This window comes from Micromonospora sp. DT62, assembly GCF_049847285.1.
GTDB lineage: Bacteria > Actinomycetota > Actinomycetes > Mycobacteriales > Micromonosporaceae > Micromonospora > Micromonospora reichwaldensis.
Genome location: NZ_JBNCOB010000003.1, coordinates 178747 through 198537, shown reverse-complemented (window position 1 = coordinate 198537; position 19791 = coordinate 178747). Strand labels below are relative to the sequence as shown.

Genomic DNA, 19791 nt, shown 5'->3' with positions numbered 1-19791 from the left:
AAGATGGTACGGTGCTTGTCGTGCAGTTCCGTTACCAGTTCCGCGTGTATCCCACGCCCGGTCAGCAGATCGAGCTGGCGCGGGCGTTCGGGTGCGCGCGGGTGGTGTTCAACGACGGGCTGCGGCTGCGCCAGCAGGCCCGGGAGGCGGGTGGGAAGTACCTCTCCGACGGGGAGCTGTCCCGGCGTCTGATCACCGAGGCCAAGCGGACTCCCGAGCGGGCGTGGCTGGGCGAGGTGTCGGCGGTGGTGTTGCAGCAGGCCTTGGCGGACCTGAACACCGCGTACCGGAACTTCTTCGCCTCGGTCACCGGCAAGCGCAAGGGCCGGAAGCTGGCCGCGCCCCGGTTCCGGTCACGGAAGGACAACCGGCAGGCCATCCGCTTCACCAAGAACAGTCGGTTCAAGGTTCTCGACAACGGCCGGCTGCGGCTGCCGAAGATCGGCGACCTCACGGTCCGCTGGTCGCGGACGTTGCCGTCGGACCCGTCCAGCGTGACGGTCATCCGGGACGCGGCGGGCAGGTACTTCGCGTCGTTCGTGGTGCAGACCGCCGAGGACGAGATGCTGCCGCCGGTCGACGTCGAAGTGGGCATCGACCTGGGCCTGACGCACTTCGCGGTCCTCTCAGATGGCACGAAGGTGACCACCCCGAAGTTTTTGCGCCGGGCGGCCCGCAAGCTACGCCGGTTGCAGCAGGATCTCTCCCGCAAGCAGCGGGGCAGCGTGAATCGGAAGAAAGCCGTCGTGAAGGTTGCCCGCGCGCATGCGCGGGTGGCCGACACCCGGCGGGACTGGCAGCACAAGCTCTCGACACGGATCATCCGCGACAACCAAGCGGTGTACGTGGAGGACCTTGCTGTTGCTGGCCTCGGCCGCACGAGGCTGGCCAAGTCGGTGCACGACGCCGGGTGGGCCCGCTTCATCGCCATGCTGGAGTACAAGGCCGCCCGGTACGGCAGGGCGTTCGGCCGGGTGGACCGCTGGTTCCCGTCCACCCGCATGTGCTCCGACTGCGGCCGGATCGGCGAGAAGATGGCGCTGAACGTCCGGGAGTGGGACTGCCCATGCGGGGCTGTCCACGACCGGGACGTCAACGCCGCGAAGAACATCCTGGCCGCCGGACAGGCGGACAGGCTAAACGACCGTGGAGCGCAGGTAAGACCGGCATTCGTGCCGGCACCGCGCAGGGAAGCGGTAACCCACCCGGACGTTGCGCTTTCCACGCGCAGCGTGGAGGGAGTCTCCGTCCTCTAGGGCGGAGAGGATGTCAAGGCCAGTACGTGGTGGTCAGCCCCCGCGCGCCGGACCGCCGTCACGGTGACCGCGCACGCGGAGCGCGACGAGGAGCTGCTCACCGCGATCCACGAGCTCGTCGTCGCGCGGTGCTGACGCGCCGGTGCCGTCCACCCGGCGGGCGGACGGCACCGGCCGCGGTGGTCAGCAGCGTGGCACGCCGGGAATGAAGCCGTCGTGGCCGGTCAGGACGTACGCGTCGGAGACGTACCGGTTGGTGCCGATCCGGTCCCAGACGTTGCTCGTGCCGTAGGGGCCGGTCACCGTGGTGCCGACGGCCTGGCAGTAGATGCTGACGGTCGCGCCGTCGGCGACGGAACCCACGACGGCGTAGCCGGTACCGGGCCCGGAGCGCACGTTGAGGCTCACCCCCTCGGTGTTCACCGTGCCGGAGCCGACGCCGGTCTGCTGATTCACCAGCTGCATGTAGTACGACCAGTTCCAGTTCGGGCCCGGGTCGGTGTGGGTGGCCCCGGGGACCTCGTGGTGACCGATGATGTGCGTCCGCGTCTTGGGGATGCCGTACTTGTTGGCGAGGCTGCGGGTGAGCGTCGCGGACGCCCGGTACATCGCGTCGGTGAACCAGGCCGCGTTGTCGACGTACCCCTCGTGCTCGATGCCGATGGACTGGGTGTTGTAGGTCCAGTTGCCGGCGTGCCAGGCGATGTCCTTCTCCCGCACCGACTGGGTGACCGCCCCGTCGGAGGAGCGGAACGTGTAGTGCGCGCTGGCCTGGGCGGCCGGGTTCTGGAACCAGCTGATCGAGCCGGCGTAGCTGCCCTGCGTCACGTGGATGACGATGTACCTGACGGAGTGGCTGGTGGGTCGGCTGGCGACGGTGTAGTTGCTGGTGCTCGCCGGTGCCCACGCGGCCGGCCCGTAGTCGGTGCTGAGGATGCCGGGCCCGTCCGATTCGCCGCCCGGCAGGTCCCGATCCGGTGCCACCTGACGGCCGGCAACCCGCGCCACCCCGGTGTGACCGGTGTCGAAGCCGGCGCCGAGCAGGTCGTAGACGGCGTCCGCGTAGAGGCGGGCGAGCGACGGGCTGGCCGCGCCGCCGTAGCGGGCGACCGCGGCGTACCACTCGTCGACGTCGTCGCGCTCGGCCGCGCTCAGGCCGGCCTGGTCGGCGTAGGAGCGCAGGACGGCGGCCGCTCCGGCGACGTTCGCGGCGGCGTCGGCGCGCAGCGCGGCACGGCTGAGCCCGGTCAGCGTGGCCGCCTCGTCCAGGGTGCGCAGCTTGGGGTTGCTGACCAGGTGCATCATGCCGTAGCCGCCCGCCGCGCTGGGTGCGCCGCCGTGCCCGTCCAGGCGGGTCTCGGCGTAGCCGAGGGCGACGAGCAGGTCGCGGGGGACGTCGTACCGGCCGGCGGCGGTGTCGAAGGCGGTGGCCAGCCGGGCGGCCGCCGGTGGGGCCCCCTCCGGGGCGGCCGACACGGGCGCGGCGGCCAGGGCTGATTCGGCAGTCAGGAGCAGGGTCGCGGCCAGCATGGCGCTGAGCAGCCCACGCCTGCGTCGCGCGGCGAGTCGAGCAGTCATCTGCACCCCTCACAATATTCGCCAATGTCGATGAGGATCGGCGGGTGGCGGTAACGTACACCGCGACGGACGGCGATGTAAATGCCTTCCGTAGCGATGCGGCGAGGTGGCGGAAACCTTCAACCCCGGTGCGCCGGGCGCCTCCGGTGGAACTGCCGTGCGGTGTGGACGGGCGGGAGGCGGGCGGCCCCGGCCGGGGCGGGATAGGGCCTGGCGGGTCCGGTGCCCGCACCGGTATGCTCCCCGCCGATGACGACTTCCTCTCTCACCAGATCGGAGGCCCGGTTCGCGCAAGGTGAGTGCTGATGCACTCCCGACCCGCGAGTCCGGACCTTCGTCCGTCCTTCTGGCCGCACGTGCGCGAATTCGCCGTGCCGCCGTCCATGATCGAGGTTGCCACCGCCCGTCGGGCCGTCGGTGACTGGGCCGGGGCGTGCGCCGCCGCCCGCGTCGACGCCGATGTCGACCTGCGCTCCGTGGCCCGTACCCACGGTCGGGAACTCGCCGACCGGATCCGCGCCGACCTTCGCCACCTGGCTCCCGACCTGCTGCGCTGGCATCTGCCGAGGATCGCGCCCGACGGGCTGCTGCGCCCCGGCCTGACCATTGCGCTGGCCCGCTACGACCGGGGCGGACACCCCGCCGACACGGTGCACCTCGTGGTCCGGACGCCACCGGCCTGGGCCGACGCCGGTCAGCGGTTCAGCCTGGCGCTGTGGGACGGCTCCCGCTCCGGCTCCGGGCCCTGTCGCCATCCGCACCCGCACCCCGACCGCCGGTTCCGTCTCGACCTGCACCGCCACCTGTGGGACGCGCGGCGGGCCGGTGAGCTGCGCGTCCGGTCGGGGGCGGACCGGCCGCCCGAGGACGACCCCTGCGCCGTCGTACCGGAACCGCTGGGGACGGCCGGGCGACGGCGGGGCTGGGCGGTGCAGAGGTGGCCCGCCGAGGCAGCCATCCTGCTGCGCGCCGAGGGAAGGGCCGGTGGTCCGGTCGTCGTACGGGTCGGGGCGCGACGCCACCTCATGCTGGAGGTGGCGGCCGGAGACGGTCCCGGCCCGCCCGAGGTGCGGACAGCGTCGTCGCCCTCGCGGAGCCGCGTCGGGACGGGCGGGTCCACGCCGGTGTTGCCCGACGCCGCGACCTGGGTGTCGCCGGACCTGGAACTGCTCCGCAGCGGGCTGATCGAGGCCGACCGGCTGCATCCGCTGGTCGCGTCGGCCCTGGCGCCCGGCCGCCCGGCGGGGACCGCGCCTCCGACGACGGACCGGGCGCAACAACCGCGCCGGGTGCGGTGCCGGGGAGCCTGGCACCGGATCGGCCTGGCCGGCGGGACGCTCGTCGCGCTGGACCACGACCCGGCCGAGGTGCGCCGGGAGGAACTCCTGGCCGCGTTGACCGGCACCCCGCTGCCCTGCCTCCAGGCGATCGACGAGGCGCACCGCCACCCGGAGTGCCTCCCCGAGGTCCGGGCCCGACTGGACCACGGCGACACCGCCGGCGCGCTCGCCGTCGTCGAGGCCCTGCTCGGACCCGATGCGCGGGTGCGCGACGGGGCGCTGCGGAACGAACTCGAGACGGCCGCACTGCGGCGGGTCACGTACGGGCTGTTCCGGGCGGGACTGGCCGGGATCGGCCCCGGCCCCGCCACCGCCGAGCGTCGCCGTACCCGCGACCGCCGCTCGCGTCCGCGCCACGGAATCGCCCGCTGACCGAGGGCCTCGGCCCCGCACCACCTCGCTCTTCCACGCCACGAGAAACCACAGGTGATCACCATGCCCCTTGCCGTCGACCGGACCTCCGACCCGCAGCTCGCCGTCGCCGCCGAACTGCTCTCCCTGTTGCGCGACACCACCACCGAACCCCGATCCGACACGCAGCTGGAGGCACTGACCCTGGCCGTGGCCGCCGACCTGCCCGTGCTGTTGTGGGGTGAACCGGGGATCGGCAAGACCGCTGCCCGGACACAGCTCGCCGAGGCGCTGGACCTGCCGCTGACGACCGTCGTCGCCAGCGTCCACGAGCCGTCCGACTTCTCGGGACTGCCGATCGTCGGTGACGACCCCGCGACGCAGGGCGTCCCGATGGCGCCGCCGGACTGGGCCGTACGCCTCGTCCGGGCCGGCCGCGGGCTGCTGTTCCTGGACGAGCTGTCCACCGCCCCGCCGGCCGTCCAGGCCGCCCTGCTCCGCCTCGTGCTCGAGCGGCGGGTGGGCGCGCTGCGGCTGCCGCCCGGCATCCGGATCGTGGCCGCCGCGAACCCCCGATCCTCGGCGGCCGACGGCTGGGAGCTGAGCCCGCCCCTGGCCAACCGCTTCGTCCATCTCCAGTGGGTCCACGACCACGAGGTCGTGGTACGCGGCCTGGGCGGTACCTGGCCCCGGACCGCGCTGCCCCGGCTGCACCCCGAAAGGTTGCCGGAGGCCGTCGCCTTCGCCCGGCGCGCGGTGTGCGGGCTGCTGTCGGCCCGCCCCGCGCTCGTACACCGGCTGCCCGGCAACGAGACCCGCCGGGGCGGCCCGTGGCCCTCGCCCCGTAGCTGGGAGATGACCCTGCGCCTGATCGCCTTCGCGACCGCGGCGGGCACCTCCCGGGAGGTGCTCTCGATGCTGGTACGGGGCACGGTGGGCGACGGCCCGGGGCTGGAACTGCTCGCCAGCATGGACCGGATGGACCTTCCCGACCCCGAGACGTTGTTGGCCGACCCGGCGGCTGCGGTCCTGCCCGAGCGGGGCGACCTGCGGCAGACCGTGCTGGACGGCGTGGTGGAGGCCGTCCGGGGGCGCCCGGAGAGGGGGCGCTGGGACGCCGCGTGGGCGCTGCTGGTCCGGGCGCTGGAAACCGGCCCGCCGGACCTGGTGGTCGTTCCTGCGAGCACGCTCGCCGCCCTGCGCCGCGAGGACTGGGACGTGCCGGCGGCGATCGAACGGCTCGCCGGGGCGGTGTCGGTGTCCCGGCGAGCCGACCAGGCCCGGCTCGCCGCCGCCGGGAGCGGCCGGTGAGCCCGGGCCCGGGGACGCTGGACCGTGAGAAGCTCTTCGCCGCCCGGCTGCACGCCGTCCGGGTCCGGCCCTACCTGGCGTCGGCGCTGTTCGCCCTGCACCTGGTGGAGTCCCGCCGGGTGCCGACGATGGCGGTGGACAGGCACTGGCGGTGCTACGTCTCCCCGGTGTTCGTGGACCGGACCCCGGTCGAGGAACTCGCGGGGGTGTGGGTGCACGAGGTCTCGCACCTGCTCCGCGACCACCACGGGCGCAGTGACCGGGTCGCGCGGGAACGGGGACTGACCGGGCCGGGGGAGCGGCTACGGATGAACATCGCCGCCGACTGCGAGATCAACGACGACGTGTTCGGCGACGGGTTGACCCGGCCCGACGGCATCGTGGACCCGGCGACGCTGGGGCTGCCCGAGGGGGAGCTGATGGAGGACTACCTGCGACAGTTCCGGCTCGGGCCGCGCACGCAGGGGCTGGTCTGGCTGGACTGCGGCAGCGGCGCCGACGGGGCGGAGCGGGAGTGGGACCTGGGGCCGGACGGCGCGCAGGGCCTCAGCGCGCAGGAACGCGACGCGGTGCGGTTCCGGGTGGCGGAGGGCATCACCGGGCGTCCCGGGGACGTCCCGCAGGGCTGGCGGAGGTGGGCGGAGGAGGCGTTCCACCCGCCCCAGCCGTGGCGGGACCTGCTGGGGGCGGCGATCCGCTCGGCCGCCTCCGGCGCGGGCGCGGGCGAGGACTACACGTACGGCCGGCCGGCGCGGCGTTCCGCCGGCGTTCCCGGCGTCGTCCTGCCCAGCCTGCGGCGCCGGCCCCCTCGGGTCTGCGTGGTCGTCGACACCTCCGGGTCGGTCAGCGACGCCGAACTGGGCAGCGCGCTGCTCGAGGTCGCGGCGATCTCCCGCGCCGTGGGCGGCCGGCGTGACCTGGTCAGCGTGCTGTCCTGCGACGCGGCGGCCCGGACCGTGCACCCGCTGTGCCGCGCCGAGGAGATCCCGTTGGTGGGCGGGGGCGGGACGGACCTGCGTACGGGCTTCGCCCGGGCCTTGCGGACCCGGCCCCGCCCGGATGTCGTCGTGGTCCTGACCGACGGGCAGACGCCCTGGCCGGCCGCGCAGCCACCCTGCCGCACGGTGGTCGGGCTGTTTCCCCGCCGGCACACGTACTCCGGATCGTGGAACGAGGACGATCCCGAGTACGTGCCGGCCGCACCACCCGAATGGGCGCGGGTGGTGGTCATCGGGTAGGCACGCAGGCCGGGACGGCGTCACGAACCGCCGAGGCGGGGCGTGACCGGACGGACCTCGACCGGGGCGCCCGGCCGCCCGCCCGCGCGCGAGCGGTACTCGGGGACGCCCACGCAGGTGAAGAGCAGCGCCGCGAGGCCGTCCGGCTCGCCCAGCAGCCCCGGGACGTCCGAGTCGAGGAAGGTCATGCCGGAGGCGCCCGCGCCCAGGGCGTACGCCGCGAGGTGCAGCCGGCCCTCGACGAGCCCGGCGGCGAGCTGGGCGTCGCGGTAGCCGCGGTCGTCGAGGGCCGACAGCGGCGCGGCGGCGACGACGACGTAGGCGGCGTCGCCGGCGAGCGCCTGGTCCAGGCAGACCCGGAGCAGCTCGCCGCGCAGGTCACCGGCGCGCAGCGGCGTCGACAGGTCGGGCCACCGGTAGAGGCCGGGCGACACCCCGTCGACCCCGTGCACGGCGACCCAGTGCGGCACCGGCACGCCGCGCAGGGCCGCGGCCAGGGGCCATTCCAGCAGGGCGCGCGGCAGCGTCCGGGACCTGTCCATCCGCCGCTGCGAGCCGCGCCGGCGGACGACCTCGTCGAGCGGGTCGGACGGCGGGTACGCCGGCAGCGGCTCCGCCGACGGCCAGGGCGCGCCGAGCTCGTCCCGCTCGCCCGCGCGCTGGGCGGCGGTGCACAGCGGCAGCTCGACCGGGGGCAGCTCACCGGGGAGCGCCGGCCCGGTGGGCCCGATCGCCGGATCGCCGTCGCCGAACGACAGCAGGGCCAGCGGGTACTCGTGCACCCCGTCCGCGCCGACGAGCGCGCGCACGGTGGCGTCCGGGAAGAGCGACCGCAGCCGCGGCGACAGGCCGGCGCTGTCGGCGGCCGCCGACAGTTGGGACAGCAGCGTGCCGGCGTCCCAGTAGAGGTGCCGCCAGCCGCGTTCGGCGTAGCGCCACCCCGTGCGCCACGGCACGCCCGTGACCACCAGCGTCGTGACCGCCCCGGTCGCGGCGGGAGCCACCTGGACGAGCGCGTGCCGCCGCGCGTCGTACCAGTGCACGCCGTCCGGCACCCCCGCGACGCCCCGGGTGCTCGCGTAGACCTCCAGCGGGAAGCGCGCCCCGGCCGAGCCGGCGGCGCGGTAGAGGAAGGGGCGGCCGTTGCGCTCGGCGGTGCGCACGACGCCGGCGCCCAGGAAGAGCACGCGGCCCAGCTGCGCCGCGTCGAGGGGCTGCGCGGGGGACGCGACGCCGGCCAGCACGGCGGTCGCGGGGACGCCGGGGTCGGGCAGGTCGCGTGGCAGGGCGAGGACGGCCGGACCGTCCGGGTAGCCCTTCATGGGCGGCGGCAGGGTTTCGGGGTCGTTCGGGACGAGGTCGTGGCGGACGCGCGGATCGTCCACGGGCACGTCCCACTCGCGGCTCGGCTCGTAGGACGTCAGCCGGTGCAGCAGCCCGGCGCCGGTGTCGAGGTCCATCCGGCCATCCTGCCAGCGCGGAGCGCCGGGCGGTGGCCCCCAGAGCGGTCGCGCGTCGGCGCGGGGACCGCCGGGCGGCCGGGGTGGCGCGGCGGAGCCGCCGCCGGCTCAGCCGCTCTCCACCTCGGCGGCGTACTCGCTCAGCGCGATCCGGTTCGGCAGGCCCGTCTTGCCGAGCAGGCTGGACACGTGCCGTTCCACGGTGCGCGGGGACAGGTGCAGCCGACCGGCAATCTCCCGGTTGCTCAGCCGCCCGACCAGCAGCCGCAGCACCTCGAACTCCCGCACCGTCACGCCCACCGACCGCAGGCCGGAGGGGATGTCGCCCGCACCGGAGCGGCGCTGCGTCATGCGTACGCCCGCCTGCCGCAGCAGGGCCCGGCAGGCGCTGGCCACGGCCGGCACGTCGCTGCGGTGGAAGTGCTCCTCGGCGGCGCGCAGCCACTGCACCGGCATCCCCCACCCGTCGGCGAGGGCCGACTCGCACACCAGCCGCAACGCGAGGTGCCGGCCCATCGCGTACGGCGCCCCGGCCCGCATCGCCTCCGCCGCCGCCTCCGCCGCCTCCTCCGGCCGACCCGACCGGCCGAGCAGCACCGCCTTCGCGAAGAGGGCGAACTGCAGGTCCCAGCGCAGCCTGCTCGCCGAGTCGCCCTGCACCGCCTCGTACGCCGGCCAGCCGGCCTCGCCGGACATGACCTGGAGCAGCAGGTGCAGGCCGTGCCGGCCGGAGAGGTGGAAGACCGTCGGACTCTGCGCCTCGGCGTGGAACGCCCGGGCCAGCTCGTCGAGGGCGCGGGGCCGGTCCTCCTCCAGCAGCGCGCAGAAGGCCCTGGCCAGCCCGTGTACGCGGGAGGCGTGCAGGGCCTGGTCGCCGCTCCACCGGCGGAACTCGGCCAGCGCGTGCTCCATCTCCCGGCGCCGCCCCTGGTGCGCCGCGAGCACGGCGCTGACCAGCAGCACGTACTGGGTGGTCTCCAGTAGCTTCAGCCGGGTGGTCGCGGCCAGCACCTGCTGGACGAGGGCACCCGCGGTGTCGAAGTCGCCCCGCAGCACCGCGTGCAGGGCGAGGCTGGCCTCCGCCTGGTGGCGCGCGGTCACCGCGCCGGCCTGGGAGGCCCGCTCCCGGGCCTGTTCGAGCCGGTCCAGCCGTGCGTCGCGCAGCGCGTCGTCGTTGCCGAGCCGGATCAGTGCGTGGATCTCCCAGATCGGCAGCCGGTGCTCCGCGGCGATCGCCAGGGCCCGTTCCAGGCACCGGGTCGCCTCCGCCGGATCGCGGTGCCGGATCAACGCGCCGAGCAGCTGCCAGGCCTGGCAGGCCACCACCGGCAGGGGGACGGTCTCGGCGACGGTGGCGGCCCGGCGGGCCAGCGCCTCGGCGGTGGCGAGCTGGTCCTGCCCGGCGGTGTCCAGCACCAGGTGGGCGGCGACCACGTCGACCGGCGCGGTGTCCTCCGCGGCGGCGTCCGGGCCGAGCAGGGCGCGCGCCTGCTCCACCTGTGCCAGCCCCTCGGCCGAGCGGCCGGCGACCGTCGCGGCCCAGGCCAGCCGGGTGTGCAGCTGCGCCCGCCGGCGCGGATCGACGCCACCGATCTGGTCGAGGGTGCTGACCGAGGCGAGCGCCCGCTCGACCAGTCCCGCCTCCGCCAAGGCGTGCAGCAGGGCTTCGAGGGCGGCCGCCCGGGCCACCGGGTTCTCGCCGAGCAGGCCGATCGCGCGGTCGAGCAGGGCGACCGCGGTGGTGGCGCCGCCCTGCGCGATCGCCCGCCGGCCCGCCTCGGTGAACAGCCGGCCGGCCGCCTCCGGGTTGTCGGCCTCCAGGTGCAGCGTGGCCGACACCTGGCACCATTCGCCCGGCAGGCCGGGGAAGACCGCCGCCACCGCGTCGGCCATCCGCTGGGCGAGCCGGGCGCGGTCGGCGGGACCGAGGAGACTGAGCAGCGCCTCCCGGGTCAGCCGGTGCCGGAAGGCGTACCAGTCGGTGAGCTGGTCGTCCACCGTGACCAGTCGCCCGGCGACGTCGCCGCACAGGTGGTCGAGCACGTCGTGGTCGCTCAGCCCGGTGGCCGCCTGCACCACGGCCAGCGGGAACCGCTGGCCCAGCAGCGCGCCCATCGAGAGCAGCTCCCGGGCCTGGGGGCCGAGCTGCTCGACCCCCTGCGCCATGCCCCGCGCCAGGGTGCCCGGCAGGGCGGCGGGCAGTTCCTCGGACAGCCGCCAGCCCTCCGGGCCGCCGATCAGCAGCGCGCCGTCGACCATGCCGGCGACGAGTTCCTCGATCAGGAAGGGGTTGCCGGCACTGCCCGTCGAGACGAGGGCGTGCGCTGCCGCCGGCACCCGCTCCGGGTCGGCGTCGAGGCAGGCGCCGACCATCTGCCGCAGCCCGTCGTCGTCGAGCCGGCCCAGCTCGATGAGGGTGCACTGACCGCGTTGGGCGGCCGACCGGGCGATCGTCGACGCCGCGCAGGGCTCCGCCCTGATCGCCCCCAGCAGCAGGGTCGGTTGCAGGGCGAGGTTGTCGATCAGGTACTCCAGCACGGTCAACGTCTCCGTGTCGGCGTCCTGGAGGTCGTCCAGCAGCATCAGGCAACCCCGCCCCGCGCCGGCCACGCCGGTCAGCCGGAGGACGGCCTCGGCGAGGATCACCAGGGACGCGTTCTCCTGGTCGGCCGGCGGCCGGCCCCAGTCGGGGACGAGCCGGCCGAGGATCGGGCCGTACGGCCCGAGCACGGTGGGGTCGACCGGCCCGGACCGCAGCAGCGACAGCAGCGCCTCGGTGAGGGGGCGCAGCGGCACCGCGGTGCCGATCGTGCTGCCCCGGCCCCGCATCACCCGCATGCCCGCCGCGGTGGCCAGCTCCGCGACCCTCGACGCGAGGCGGGACTTGCCGACGCCGCTCTCGCCCACCACGAAGACCGCGCCGCCCCGCCCCGCCCGCGCCGATTCGAGGCTGTCCAGCACCGCGCGCAGTTCGGCGTCCCTGCCGATGAACTTCGAGGAGCGGTACACACTGCGCACGCTATCCGAGGAGGCAGGCCTCGCCCAACGCGGTGCTGTCGACGCCGGTCCCCCGGACGGCTACCGCGCCGTCGTCACATCGGCGTCTCGGGGCAGCAGGTCGTCAGAGGTGCGGCGTCCGCCGCCGCGCCGGCGTCACCGACGAGGCCGCCGATCACCATGCCCACGGGCACGACCAGGCTGGCGAGGGCGGCAGCGCGGATCCCGAACGTCACGACGGGCTGCAGCCACATCGCCCCGGCCGGGTCGTCGACGGGCGCCGCGAAGTCGGTCTCGTCGACACGACACGGGGGGAGCTGGTTCTCGGACAACTGTCATTCCTCCTGTTGGTGACTTCGTGGGTCGTTTCCGGAGCTGGCGGCTCCTCTGGAGATCGTCGTCGGTCGCCCGGCGGTCCTCAACCCGAGGTGCGCGGTTCAGGGGTTGGTTCCAGCAGCAGCACCGACGGCACCGGCCCGGCCCCGGAGAGCCGGAGCAGCCCGTACCCGATGCCGGCGAGGCCGGTGAGCAGGCCGGGGGTGGGCACGTTGCCCGGGGTCCCGCAGGACGCCCCGTACCGGTCGACGGCGTCCAGGATCCGGCCGGCACGTCGCCGGGCCGCGCCACCGTCGAGGACACCCGTCGCCTCGGCGACGCCCAGCTCGCCGTGGCAGAGGCTGAGGTCGTCGAGCAGCGGACGGTCGGTGAGCAGGTGTACCGCCTCGTCGGGGGCGAGGGCGTGGTGGGCGAGCGTCAGACCGGCGGCGCCGCGACACCAGCCGTACCCCGCCGCCCCGTCGCCGCCGGGGGTGCCGGCCCGTCGCAGCGCGCGCCGGCCCGCCCGCGCGTACCGGGCGCCACCGGTGCGGGCGTGGCGGCTCAGCGCCCAGCCGATGCCGGCCACCCCGTCGGCGAAGCCCACCCCCGTCGGCAGTTCGTCCCGCTCGATCGCGGCCACGAGCCGGTCGGCCCAGCCCCGGGCGAGTGACGCCGCCGGCGCGTGGCCCAGCTCGGCGTGCACCGCGTCCATGGCGGCGAGACAGCCCGCGCCGCCGTCGGCCCAGGCCACGGCCGCCGAGCCCGCGCTGGCGGCGGCGGCCAGGTCGACCGCCGCGCGGGCCTGCCCGGCGAGCCCGGGATCGGCGAGCAGGGTGGACAGCCGGGCGAGCCCGTACGCGATGCCGCCGAGGCCGTACAGCCCGCCGGGACCGATCGCGGCGACCAGGTCCGGGCGCGCGTCGAGCAGCTGGAACAGCGCCGGCACCCCGGCGACGGCCCGGCGGGCCAGCTCGGCGTAGCGGGCGGTGCCGGTCACCGCGGCGAGCTGGCCGAGGAAGAGGGCGACCCCGAGGTGCCCGTTCGCCAGCCCGGCCCCCATCGGCAGGACGAGCCACTGCCGGTCGTCGACCAGCTCCAGGCCGAGCCAGTTCACCCGGTCCGTGCCGGTCACGCTCCGGGTCTGGATCTCGTCGGCGAGCGCGCACGCCGTGGCGAGCAGGCGCTCCGGCGACGCGGCGGCGTCCGCGACCGGCCGGGACGTCGGTGCGGCGGCGTGCCGGCCGTCGACCGGGCGACGGGTCGCCAGCGTCGCCGCGACGATCCACTCCTGGTGCCGCCGGTCGGCCTCGCCCAGCGCGGCGATCTTGCCCAGCGCGGCGTCGAGCCCGCAGCGGGCCAGCGGCACGGGCAGCGGCTCGCCGTCCCCGGCGACCCGGACGGTCCGGCTGCCCGGGGTGCCCTCGAACAGCGGGACGTCGCCCGCCCACAGCGCGGCGACCTCGTGCCGCGGGAACTGGGCGAGGAAGGGGTGCCCGGCCACGCTGGACCAGAGGGCGCCGAACGCGCGGTCCCGCTCCAGCGCGTCGCCGAGCACGTCCGGGTGGGTGGTCTCGGTGAGCAGGGTGTGGTACGCCGAGGTGGGCCGGGCGACCAGCCGTACCGGGACGTCGGCGCACGACGCGACGAGTTCGGTGAACTCCCGGCGGTGCGCCCGGATCGTCTCGTACGCCTGCCGGAAACCCGCCCGCAGCGCCGGCTCGTGGGCACCGGGATCGACCAGGGCGTCGCCGACGCGGGGTCGGTTGCGGCCGCCGGCGAAGTCGACGGCCCGCCGGGTCAGCCGCATCCGGTCGGTGCCCGGGTCGGCCCAGTCGAGCGCGCTGACGGGTGCGGTCCCGCCCCGGTCGCCGCCGACGCCGGACAGGTCCATCGCCCCCTGGTCACCCACGACGATCACCGGTATCAGGCCGGTCCGGTGCACCGAGGCGGTCAGCAGGTCCGCGGCCGGGTCGCCGGTGCCCACCGCCTCGCCCAGCGCGGGGTGGAAGAGCGTCTCGGTGTCCACCACGACCGGTGTGTCGCCGGCGGCGATCAGGTTCTCGTAGTGCATGTCCGTGGCGTGCAGGGCGTGCAGCAGCGCGACCAGGGCGCCCTGCCGGCGGTAGAACCCGTCCGCCTGCCCCGGGTGGCGCAGCGCCGTCGCGTCGACGTACTCCGACCAGCCGTAGCCCGGTCGGGTCAGGGCGGCTGTCCCGCGCAGCCCCAGCCCCGGCGCCCGCTGCTCCAGCCAGTCGACGAACCCGGTGAAGCGGACCTGGGAGGCCAGGTCGCGCGGCTTGTAGACGACGCGTCGGCCGTCCGTGAAGCGCAGCACGCTGGTCGTGCGGCCACCGGTGTGGGCGTCGCCCAGGTTGCTGCCGATCGCGACCAGCGGGCCGGGGTCGTCGCCGCCGAACAGGGTGCCCACCAGGTCGTCGCGGTCGGCGACGAACCGGGTCAGGAGTTCGAGCCCGGACCGGGCGGCCGCCGTGCCGGCCTGCGCCAGCAGGCGGGCCAGCACGGGATAGCGGTCGACCAGCTCGGCCAGCCCGGCGGGGTCGCAGAGCTGTGCCACGAAGTCGGCGAAGCGGGCCCGGCCGTCGGCGCCGGCGAGCCGGCCGGCCGCCCGGCGTCGGTGCAGCTCCGAGACCAGCGTGCGGGCCGCGACGGCGAGCAGGCGGCGACCCAGTGCGGCGGCGAACTGGTCGGTGAGGGCGGCCAGGTCGACCGTCTTCTCCGTCGCGATCCGACGGGCCCCGACGAGGAACCGGTCGGCGGCGATCTCCACGAACGGTCGCAGGGGCGCGGTGAGGGCGGCCCGCCAGTCCGCCTCCTCGGCCGGTCGCCGCGGCTCGGCTGCGGCGACCAGGGCCGCCTCGACGGTCTCCGCCCACGCCGGGCGGGTCGTCCTGGCGGCGAGCGCGGCCCGATCCTCGGCCAGCAGGTCGCGCAGCCCCGCCTCGTCCAGGCCGACCTCGGCGAGTCGCGCCCCGAGGCCCGGCCCGTGCCCGTCCCGCCACCGGGCCAGCCGCCGGCCGGCACTGTCCGTGTCTTGCGGGGCGTCGGCGGAGCGTCGGCCGGGCGTGCCCGGCGCGCGTTCGTGCAGCGCGAGCCCCGAGGCCCACCAGTGCGGGGCCAGCCGTACGCCGGAGCAGGCGTGATCGGTGGCTCCGGCCAGGGGAGTCGAGGTCACCGTTGCACGGTGCCAGAGCGGGGCGCGGAGTTCATGAGTGGAAACTACTCACATTCCTGCCCCATTGCTGGCCACGCCGGTGCGTGCGAACCCGCCCGGGTCCGCGGACGGCGGGACCGGCCGGGCCGGCCGGGCCCACGGCAACCCCTCGCCCCACGTGCGACCCGCCCCATCCTAGTCACGATCGGTGATCAACTGAATGGCAAGCGTGACGTCGGCGGGAAATTGAGTGCCGCCCACGGATGTGGACGCTGCCGGTGCCGATGAGTCTTCGGACGACTGTTCTACCCGGGGCGGCGCGATGAACGGAGCCAGGATGGAGTTTCGGGTACTCGGGCCGGTGGGGGCCTGGAAAGGTGACTCGGAGGTGGCACTGGACGGTGCGAAGCAGCGCACCGTGCTCGCGGCGTTGCTGCTCGCCGGGGGGCGTACCGTGCCGGACGCCCGGCTGTGCGAGCTGCTCTGGGGGGAGCGCCCGCCGGCCACCTTCGCCGCCCAGCTCTACAACTACGTCTCGCGGCTGCGCAAGTACCTCGGCGCCGAGGTGGACATCGTCCGGCAGTGGTCGGGGTACCAGATCCGGACCGGCGCCGCCCGGCTCGACCTCGACGAGTTCGAGCGCCTGGCCGAGGCCGGTCGGGAGGCACTGCGCGACGGGCGGTACGCCGAGGCCGCCGAGCGGCTGCACGCCGCCATGTCGCTGTGGCGCGGCCCCGCGCTGTCCAACGTGACCGAGCACCTCGTGACGGCCGAGTCGCACCGGATGTCGGAGCTGCGGATGGCGGTCCTGGAGAGCCGGATCGAGGCCGACCTGCGGCTGGGACGCCACGTCCGGCTGGTCTCCGAGATCACCCAGCTCGTCGCCGAGCACCCGCTGCACGAGGGGCTGCGGGGCCACCTGATGACCGCCCTGCTGCACAGCGACCGGCAGGCCGACGCGCTGGCCGCCTACCACGAGGGCCGCCGGGTGCTCGCCGACGAACTGGGCGTCGACCCGGGGCCGCTGCTCACCGAGGCGTACCGGTCGATCCTCGCCGGCCCGCCGGCCCCGGCGGTCGTCGCGGAGCCGAGCTGGCACGGCGTGCGGCCCGCGATGCTCCCGCCCGGCGTCGGTGACTTCGCCGGCCGGGAGGAGGAGCTCACCGGGCTGCTCCGGGTGCTGACCGCCGAGCCGAGGGCCTGCCCGCCGGTCGCCGTGGTCACCGGGATGGCCGGCGTCGGCAAGAGCACGCTCGCCCTGCACGCGGCCCACCTCACCCGGGCCGCCTTCCCCGACGGCCAGCTCTACGCCGACCTCGGCCGCGCGCGGGGCAACGCCGTCGAGCCGTACGACGTGCTCGGCTGGTTCCTGCGCAGCCTCGGCCACGCCGAGTCGGCGATCCCGAAGGGGCTCGACGAGCGGGTCCGGCTCTACCGCAGCCAGCTCGCCGGCCGGCGGCTGCTGGTCATGCTCGACGGCACCGCGGGCTACGAGCAGGTGAGCCCGCTGCTGCCCGGCGACCCCGGCTGTCAGGTCATCGTCACCAGCCGGCTCCGCATGCCCGAGCTGGCCGGCGCCACGTCGATCGAGGTCGGCACCCTGGACCGGCAGCAGGCGCTCGCGCTGCTCGGCCGGATCATCGGGGCGCAGCGGGTCGCCGAGGAGGCCGACGCGGCCGGCCGGATCGTCGAGCTGTGCGGTCGGCTCTCGCTCGGCGTCCGGGTCGCCGGATCCCGGCTGCTGGCGCGCCCGCACTGGTCGCTCGGGTACTTGGCGGACCGGCTCGCCGACGAGCGGTACCGGCTGGACGAGCTCCGGCTGGGCTCGATGGACGTGCGGGAACGGCTGGACAGCAGCTACCACCAGCTGGCGGACCTGGGCCAGCTCGCCCTGCGCCGACTGGCGCTGCTGCGCACTCCGGCCTTCCCCAGCTGGTGCACCGCCGAGGTGCTGGGCGTGTCCCGGCACGCCGGCGAGGAGGTGGGGGAGAACCTGGTCGACGCCCGGCTGCTGGAGATCGTCGAGTCCGACGGCGGCCGGCGGCAGCGGTTCCGCTTCCACGACCTCGTGCGCGTCTTCGCCCGGGAGAAGGCCGACCAGGCCGACCGGGTGCTGGTGGCGGGCGCCGGGGCGCTGAGCGCGGTGGGGAACTGACCCGACGCCGGGCCGACCCTCTCGGCCGCGCCCGGGACCCGGGCGCGGCCGGCGCGCCCCTGCCCGCCGTGACCAGCGCCGCCGGGCACGCGGCCGGCCGGGACAGTAGAGAAGATATAGCCGCCGAGCCCATGGTGGCCTGGTGAACGCCCTGACATCGGCCGACTGCGCGACGGCCGTTCCCATCGACGTGGAGCACGTCGCACCCGACACGATCGTGGCCAGGATCCGCCCCGACCTCGGCGATCCGGTCTTCGCCGGCCACTACCCGGGATTTCCGTTGCTGCCCGGGGTCCACATCTTCGAGTTCGTGCACCGGGCGGTCCGCGCCGCGGCCCCCGAGCTGACGCTGGCCGAGATCGTCAGCTGCCGGTTCCTGCTGCCCTTCCGGGGCGACGACGAACTCGTCGTGACCATCCGCCGCAGCGGCGACCTGTGGCGGGGCGAGGTCGCCGCCGCCGCAGTGCCGGTCGCCGAGGTGCTGCTGCGCTACGCGAGCGAGGAGTGCGCACCATGATGGGGATCGAGGAGATCCGGCGGATCATTCCGCACCGGCCGCCGATGCTGCTGGTCGACCGGGTCACCGAGCTGGTGCCCCGCCGGCGGCTGGTGGGCTCGCTGACCGTCACCGGTGACCGGCCGCTGCCGATGTCGCTGCTGCTGGAGTCCTGGGGGCAGGCGGCGCTCGTGCTCATCCGGCACGACCGGCCGATGCCGGACGTGCTGACCGACGGCGTGCCGGTGGCCGGGGTCTTCGAGCGCATCCGGTTCGGCCGGCCGGTGCTGCCGGGGGAGACGGTGGAGCACCACGTCACCATGACCCGGCTGGTCGCCGACACCGCCTTCGTCACCGGTGAGAGCGTCGTCGGGTCCACCGTGGTGCTGCGGGTGGGCCGCCTGGTCGGTGCGATGCGGTCGGTGGAGTCCCTGCGCGCGTCCCTCGACGCGGCGACCCGGGCGCACCACGCGGCGGCCCCCGCGCAGCCGGCCGAGCCGGCCCCGGCGGCGTCCGGGGCGGCGCGGTGAGCGCCGGTGGGCGGCCCGTCGCCCTGGTCACCGGCGGCTCCCGGGGAATCGGCCGGGCGGTGGTGCTGCGGCTGGTCCGGGACGGCTACGACGTGGCCATGTGCTACCAGTCCAGCAAGGACGCCGCCGACGAGGTCGTCGCGGAGGCGGCCCGCGACGGCGGGCGCGTGCTGGCGCTGGCGGTCGACGTCGCCGACCCCGCCGCGGTGCGGAGCTTCGTGTCGACCACCGAGCGGGAGCTGGGCGACCCCGAGGCGGTGGTCACCGTCGCGGGGATCATCCGGGACCGGCCGCTGGCCCTGATGGCCGACGCCGACTGGCGTGCCGTGATGGAGGTGAACCTCGACGGCACCTACCACGTCTGCCGCGCGGTGGTCCGCCGGATGATGCGCCGGCGCAGGGGGTCGATCGTCACGGTCTCCTCGGTGTCCGGGGTGGCCGGCAACGCGATGCAGACGAACTACTCCGCCTCCAAGGCCGGGATCATCGGCTTCACGAAGGCGCTGGCCAAGGAGGTCGGCCGGTACGACATCCGGGCGAACGTGGTGGCGCCCGGCTACGTCGACACGGACATGATCGCCGCACTCTCCGACGAGCTGGGCGCGATCGCCCGGGACCGGGTGGCCCTGGGCCGGCTCGGGCGCAGCGAGGAGATCGCCGACGTGGTGGCGTTCCTGCTCTCCTCCCGGGCGTCGTACCTGACCGGTCAGGTGGTCACCGTGGACGGCGGCCTGTCGATGTGACCGGCCGCCGGCCACGACCGGCGGCCGGCCTCGGGTACCACGGTCCGAGCAGCCGGGTCAGGATCTCGGTGCGGTAGGCGTCCGCCCCGACCAGGATCCGGGCCCGGTTGCGGGCCACCCCGCGCAGGATGACGCGGGCGGCGTGTTCCGCCGTGACCTCCACCGAACGCTCGAAGTGCTCCCGGACCGCCTGGTAGTCGCGCAACCCGTCGTTGCGGGCGTTGCGCATGATGTTGGTCCTGATCCGGCCGGGATGCACGCAGCTCACCCCGACCGGCACCCCGTCGGCCCGCAGTTCCTGCGCCACCGCCTCCGTGAAGCCCCGGACGGCGAACTTGGCGGCGTTGTATCCGCTCTGCATCGGCGCGCCGACCAGCCCCAGCACGCTGGAGACGTTGACCAGGTGACCCCGCGACGCCGTCAGCAGCGGCAGAAACGCCCGGGTGCCGTGCACGACTCCCCAGAAGTCGACGTCCATGACCCATTCGAGGTCTTCCCAGGTCCCGTCGGAGACCGAGGCGAGCAGGGTCACCCCGGCGTTGTTGACGACCAGGTCGGCGCGTCCGAAGTCGCCCTCGACCCGCTCGGCGTGCGCCAGCACCGCGGCCCGGTCCGACACGTCCAGCCGGTATCCGCGCACCTGGCCGTCGCGGCCCGCGCAGCGCCGTACGGTCTCCCGCAGCCCCTCGCCGTCCACGTCGGAGACGGCGAGCCGGGCGCCCCGGGCGGCCAACTCGACGGCGAGCGCGCGGCCGATGCCCGAGCCGGCGCCGGTGACCACCGCCACCCTGTCAGTGAAGTCTCTCATTTTGGACCTTCTCGATCGGCCTTCGGGCCTCGGCGGTC

At 75.4% G+C, this 19791-nt stretch carries 14 protein-coding genes; 8 read left to right on the top strand and 6 right to left on the bottom strand.

From position 1 onward, the window contains the following. Nucleotides 1-20 precede the first annotated feature (20 nt). Entirely contained in the window at nt 21-1256 is a 1236-nt protein-coding gene (locus tag ACPXCB_RS06695; RefSeq protein ID WP_425873156.1) for an RNA-guided endonuclease InsQ/TnpB family protein, read from the top strand. 183 nt (nt 1257-1439) lie between these two features. Here the strand turns inward: ACPXCB_RS06695 and ACPXCB_RS06690 are convergent, their stop codons facing one another. After that, on the bottom strand, nt 1440-2834 hold the full coding sequence (locus ACPXCB_RS06690; protein WP_425873155.1) for an N-acetylmuramoyl-L-alanine amidase: 1395 nt from the start codon (nt 2832-2834) through the stop codon (nt 1440-1442). 305 nt (nt 2835-3139) lie between these two features. On the opposite strand from ACPXCB_RS06690, the gene ACPXCB_RS06685 reads away from it, so the two are divergent. The 3 genes from ACPXCB_RS06685 (at nt 3140) to ACPXCB_RS06675 (ending at nt 7074) form a co-directional block, all read left to right on the top strand. Continuing rightward, a complete protein-coding gene (locus tag ACPXCB_RS06685) occupies nt 3140-4546 on the top strand; it encodes a hypothetical protein (protein ID WP_425873153.1) in 1407 nt (468 codons plus the stop codon). Nucleotides 4547-4609: 63 nt separating this feature from the next. Further along, a complete protein-coding gene (locus ACPXCB_RS06680) occupies nt 4610-5836 on the top strand; it encodes an AAA family ATPase (RefSeq protein WP_425873151.1) in 1227 nt (408 codons plus the stop codon). Next, nucleotides 5833-7074, top strand: coding sequence for a DUF2201 family putative metallopeptidase (locus ACPXCB_RS06675; RefSeq protein WP_425873149.1), 1242 nt, complete (start codon nt 5833-5835; stop codon nt 7072-7074). The genes ACPXCB_RS06680 and ACPXCB_RS06675 overlap by 4 nt, the downstream gene beginning before the upstream one ends. A gap of 20 nt (nt 7075-7094) precedes the next feature. Here the strand turns inward: ACPXCB_RS06675 and ACPXCB_RS06670 are convergent, their stop codons facing one another. The 4 genes from ACPXCB_RS06670 to ACPXCB_RS06655 form a co-directional block, all read right to left on the bottom strand. Further along, nucleotides 7095-8534 carry a hypothetical protein gene (locus ACPXCB_RS06670; protein ID WP_425873147.1) on the bottom strand — a complete coding sequence of 480 codons (1440 nt, stop codon included), beginning with the start codon at nt 8532-8534 and terminating at the stop codon, nt 7095-7097. A gap of 108 nt (nt 8535-8642) precedes the next feature. Beyond that, nucleotides 8643-11543, bottom strand: coding sequence for an ATP-binding protein (locus tag ACPXCB_RS06665; RefSeq protein ID WP_425873145.1), 2901 nt, complete (start codon nt 11541-11543; stop codon nt 8643-8645). Nucleotides 11544-11626: 83 nt separating this feature from the next. Next, on the bottom strand, nt 11627-11863 hold the full coding sequence (locus tag ACPXCB_RS06660) for a hypothetical protein (RefSeq protein ID WP_425873144.1): 237 nt from the start codon (nt 11861-11863) through the stop codon (nt 11627-11629). Nucleotides 11864-11949: 86 nt separating this feature from the next. After that, nucleotides 11950-15042, bottom strand: coding sequence for a type 2 lanthipeptide synthetase LanM family protein (locus tag ACPXCB_RS06655; RefSeq protein WP_425873142.1), 3093 nt, complete (start codon nt 15040-15042; stop codon nt 11950-11952). Nucleotides 15043-15409: 367 nt separating this feature from the next. On the opposite strand from ACPXCB_RS06655, the gene ACPXCB_RS06650 reads away from it, so the two are divergent. The 4 genes from ACPXCB_RS06650 to fabG all read left to right on the top strand — a co-directional run bounded on the left by ACPXCB_RS06650 (nt 15410) and on the right by fabG (nt 18945). Then, a complete protein-coding gene (locus ACPXCB_RS06650) occupies nt 15410-17176 on the top strand; it encodes a BTAD domain-containing putative transcriptional regulator (RefSeq protein ID WP_425873140.1) in 1767 nt (588 codons plus the stop codon). Between the two features lie 142 nt (nt 17177-17318). Beyond that, nucleotides 17319-17693, top strand: a complete 375-nt coding sequence (locus ACPXCB_RS06645) for a hypothetical protein (protein ID WP_132240739.1) — start codon at nt 17319-17321, stop codon at nt 17691-17693. After that, entirely contained in the window at nt 17690-18202 is a 513-nt protein-coding gene (locus tag ACPXCB_RS06640) for a 3-hydroxyacyl-ACP dehydratase FabZ family protein (RefSeq protein ID WP_425873138.1), read from the top strand. The genes ACPXCB_RS06645 and ACPXCB_RS06640 overlap by 4 nt, the downstream gene beginning before the upstream one ends. Further along, the gene (gene fabG / locus ACPXCB_RS06635) at nt 18199-18945 is read left to right on the top strand and encodes a 3-oxoacyl-ACP reductase FabG (protein ID WP_425873136.1); all 747 of its coding nucleotides are present in this window, start codon (nt 18199-18201) and stop codon (nt 18943-18945) included. Before ACPXCB_RS06640 ends, fabG begins: the two co-directional genes overlap by 4 nt. On the opposite strand, the gene ACPXCB_RS06630 is transcribed toward fabG, so the two are convergent. After that, on the bottom strand, nt 18917-19753 hold the full coding sequence (locus tag ACPXCB_RS06630) for an SDR family NAD(P)-dependent oxidoreductase (RefSeq protein WP_425873134.1): 837 nt from the start codon (nt 19751-19753) through the stop codon (nt 18917-18919). The two genes, fabG and ACPXCB_RS06630, sit on opposite strands and share 29 nt — an antisense overlap. Nucleotides 19754-19791: the final 38 nt, after the last annotated feature.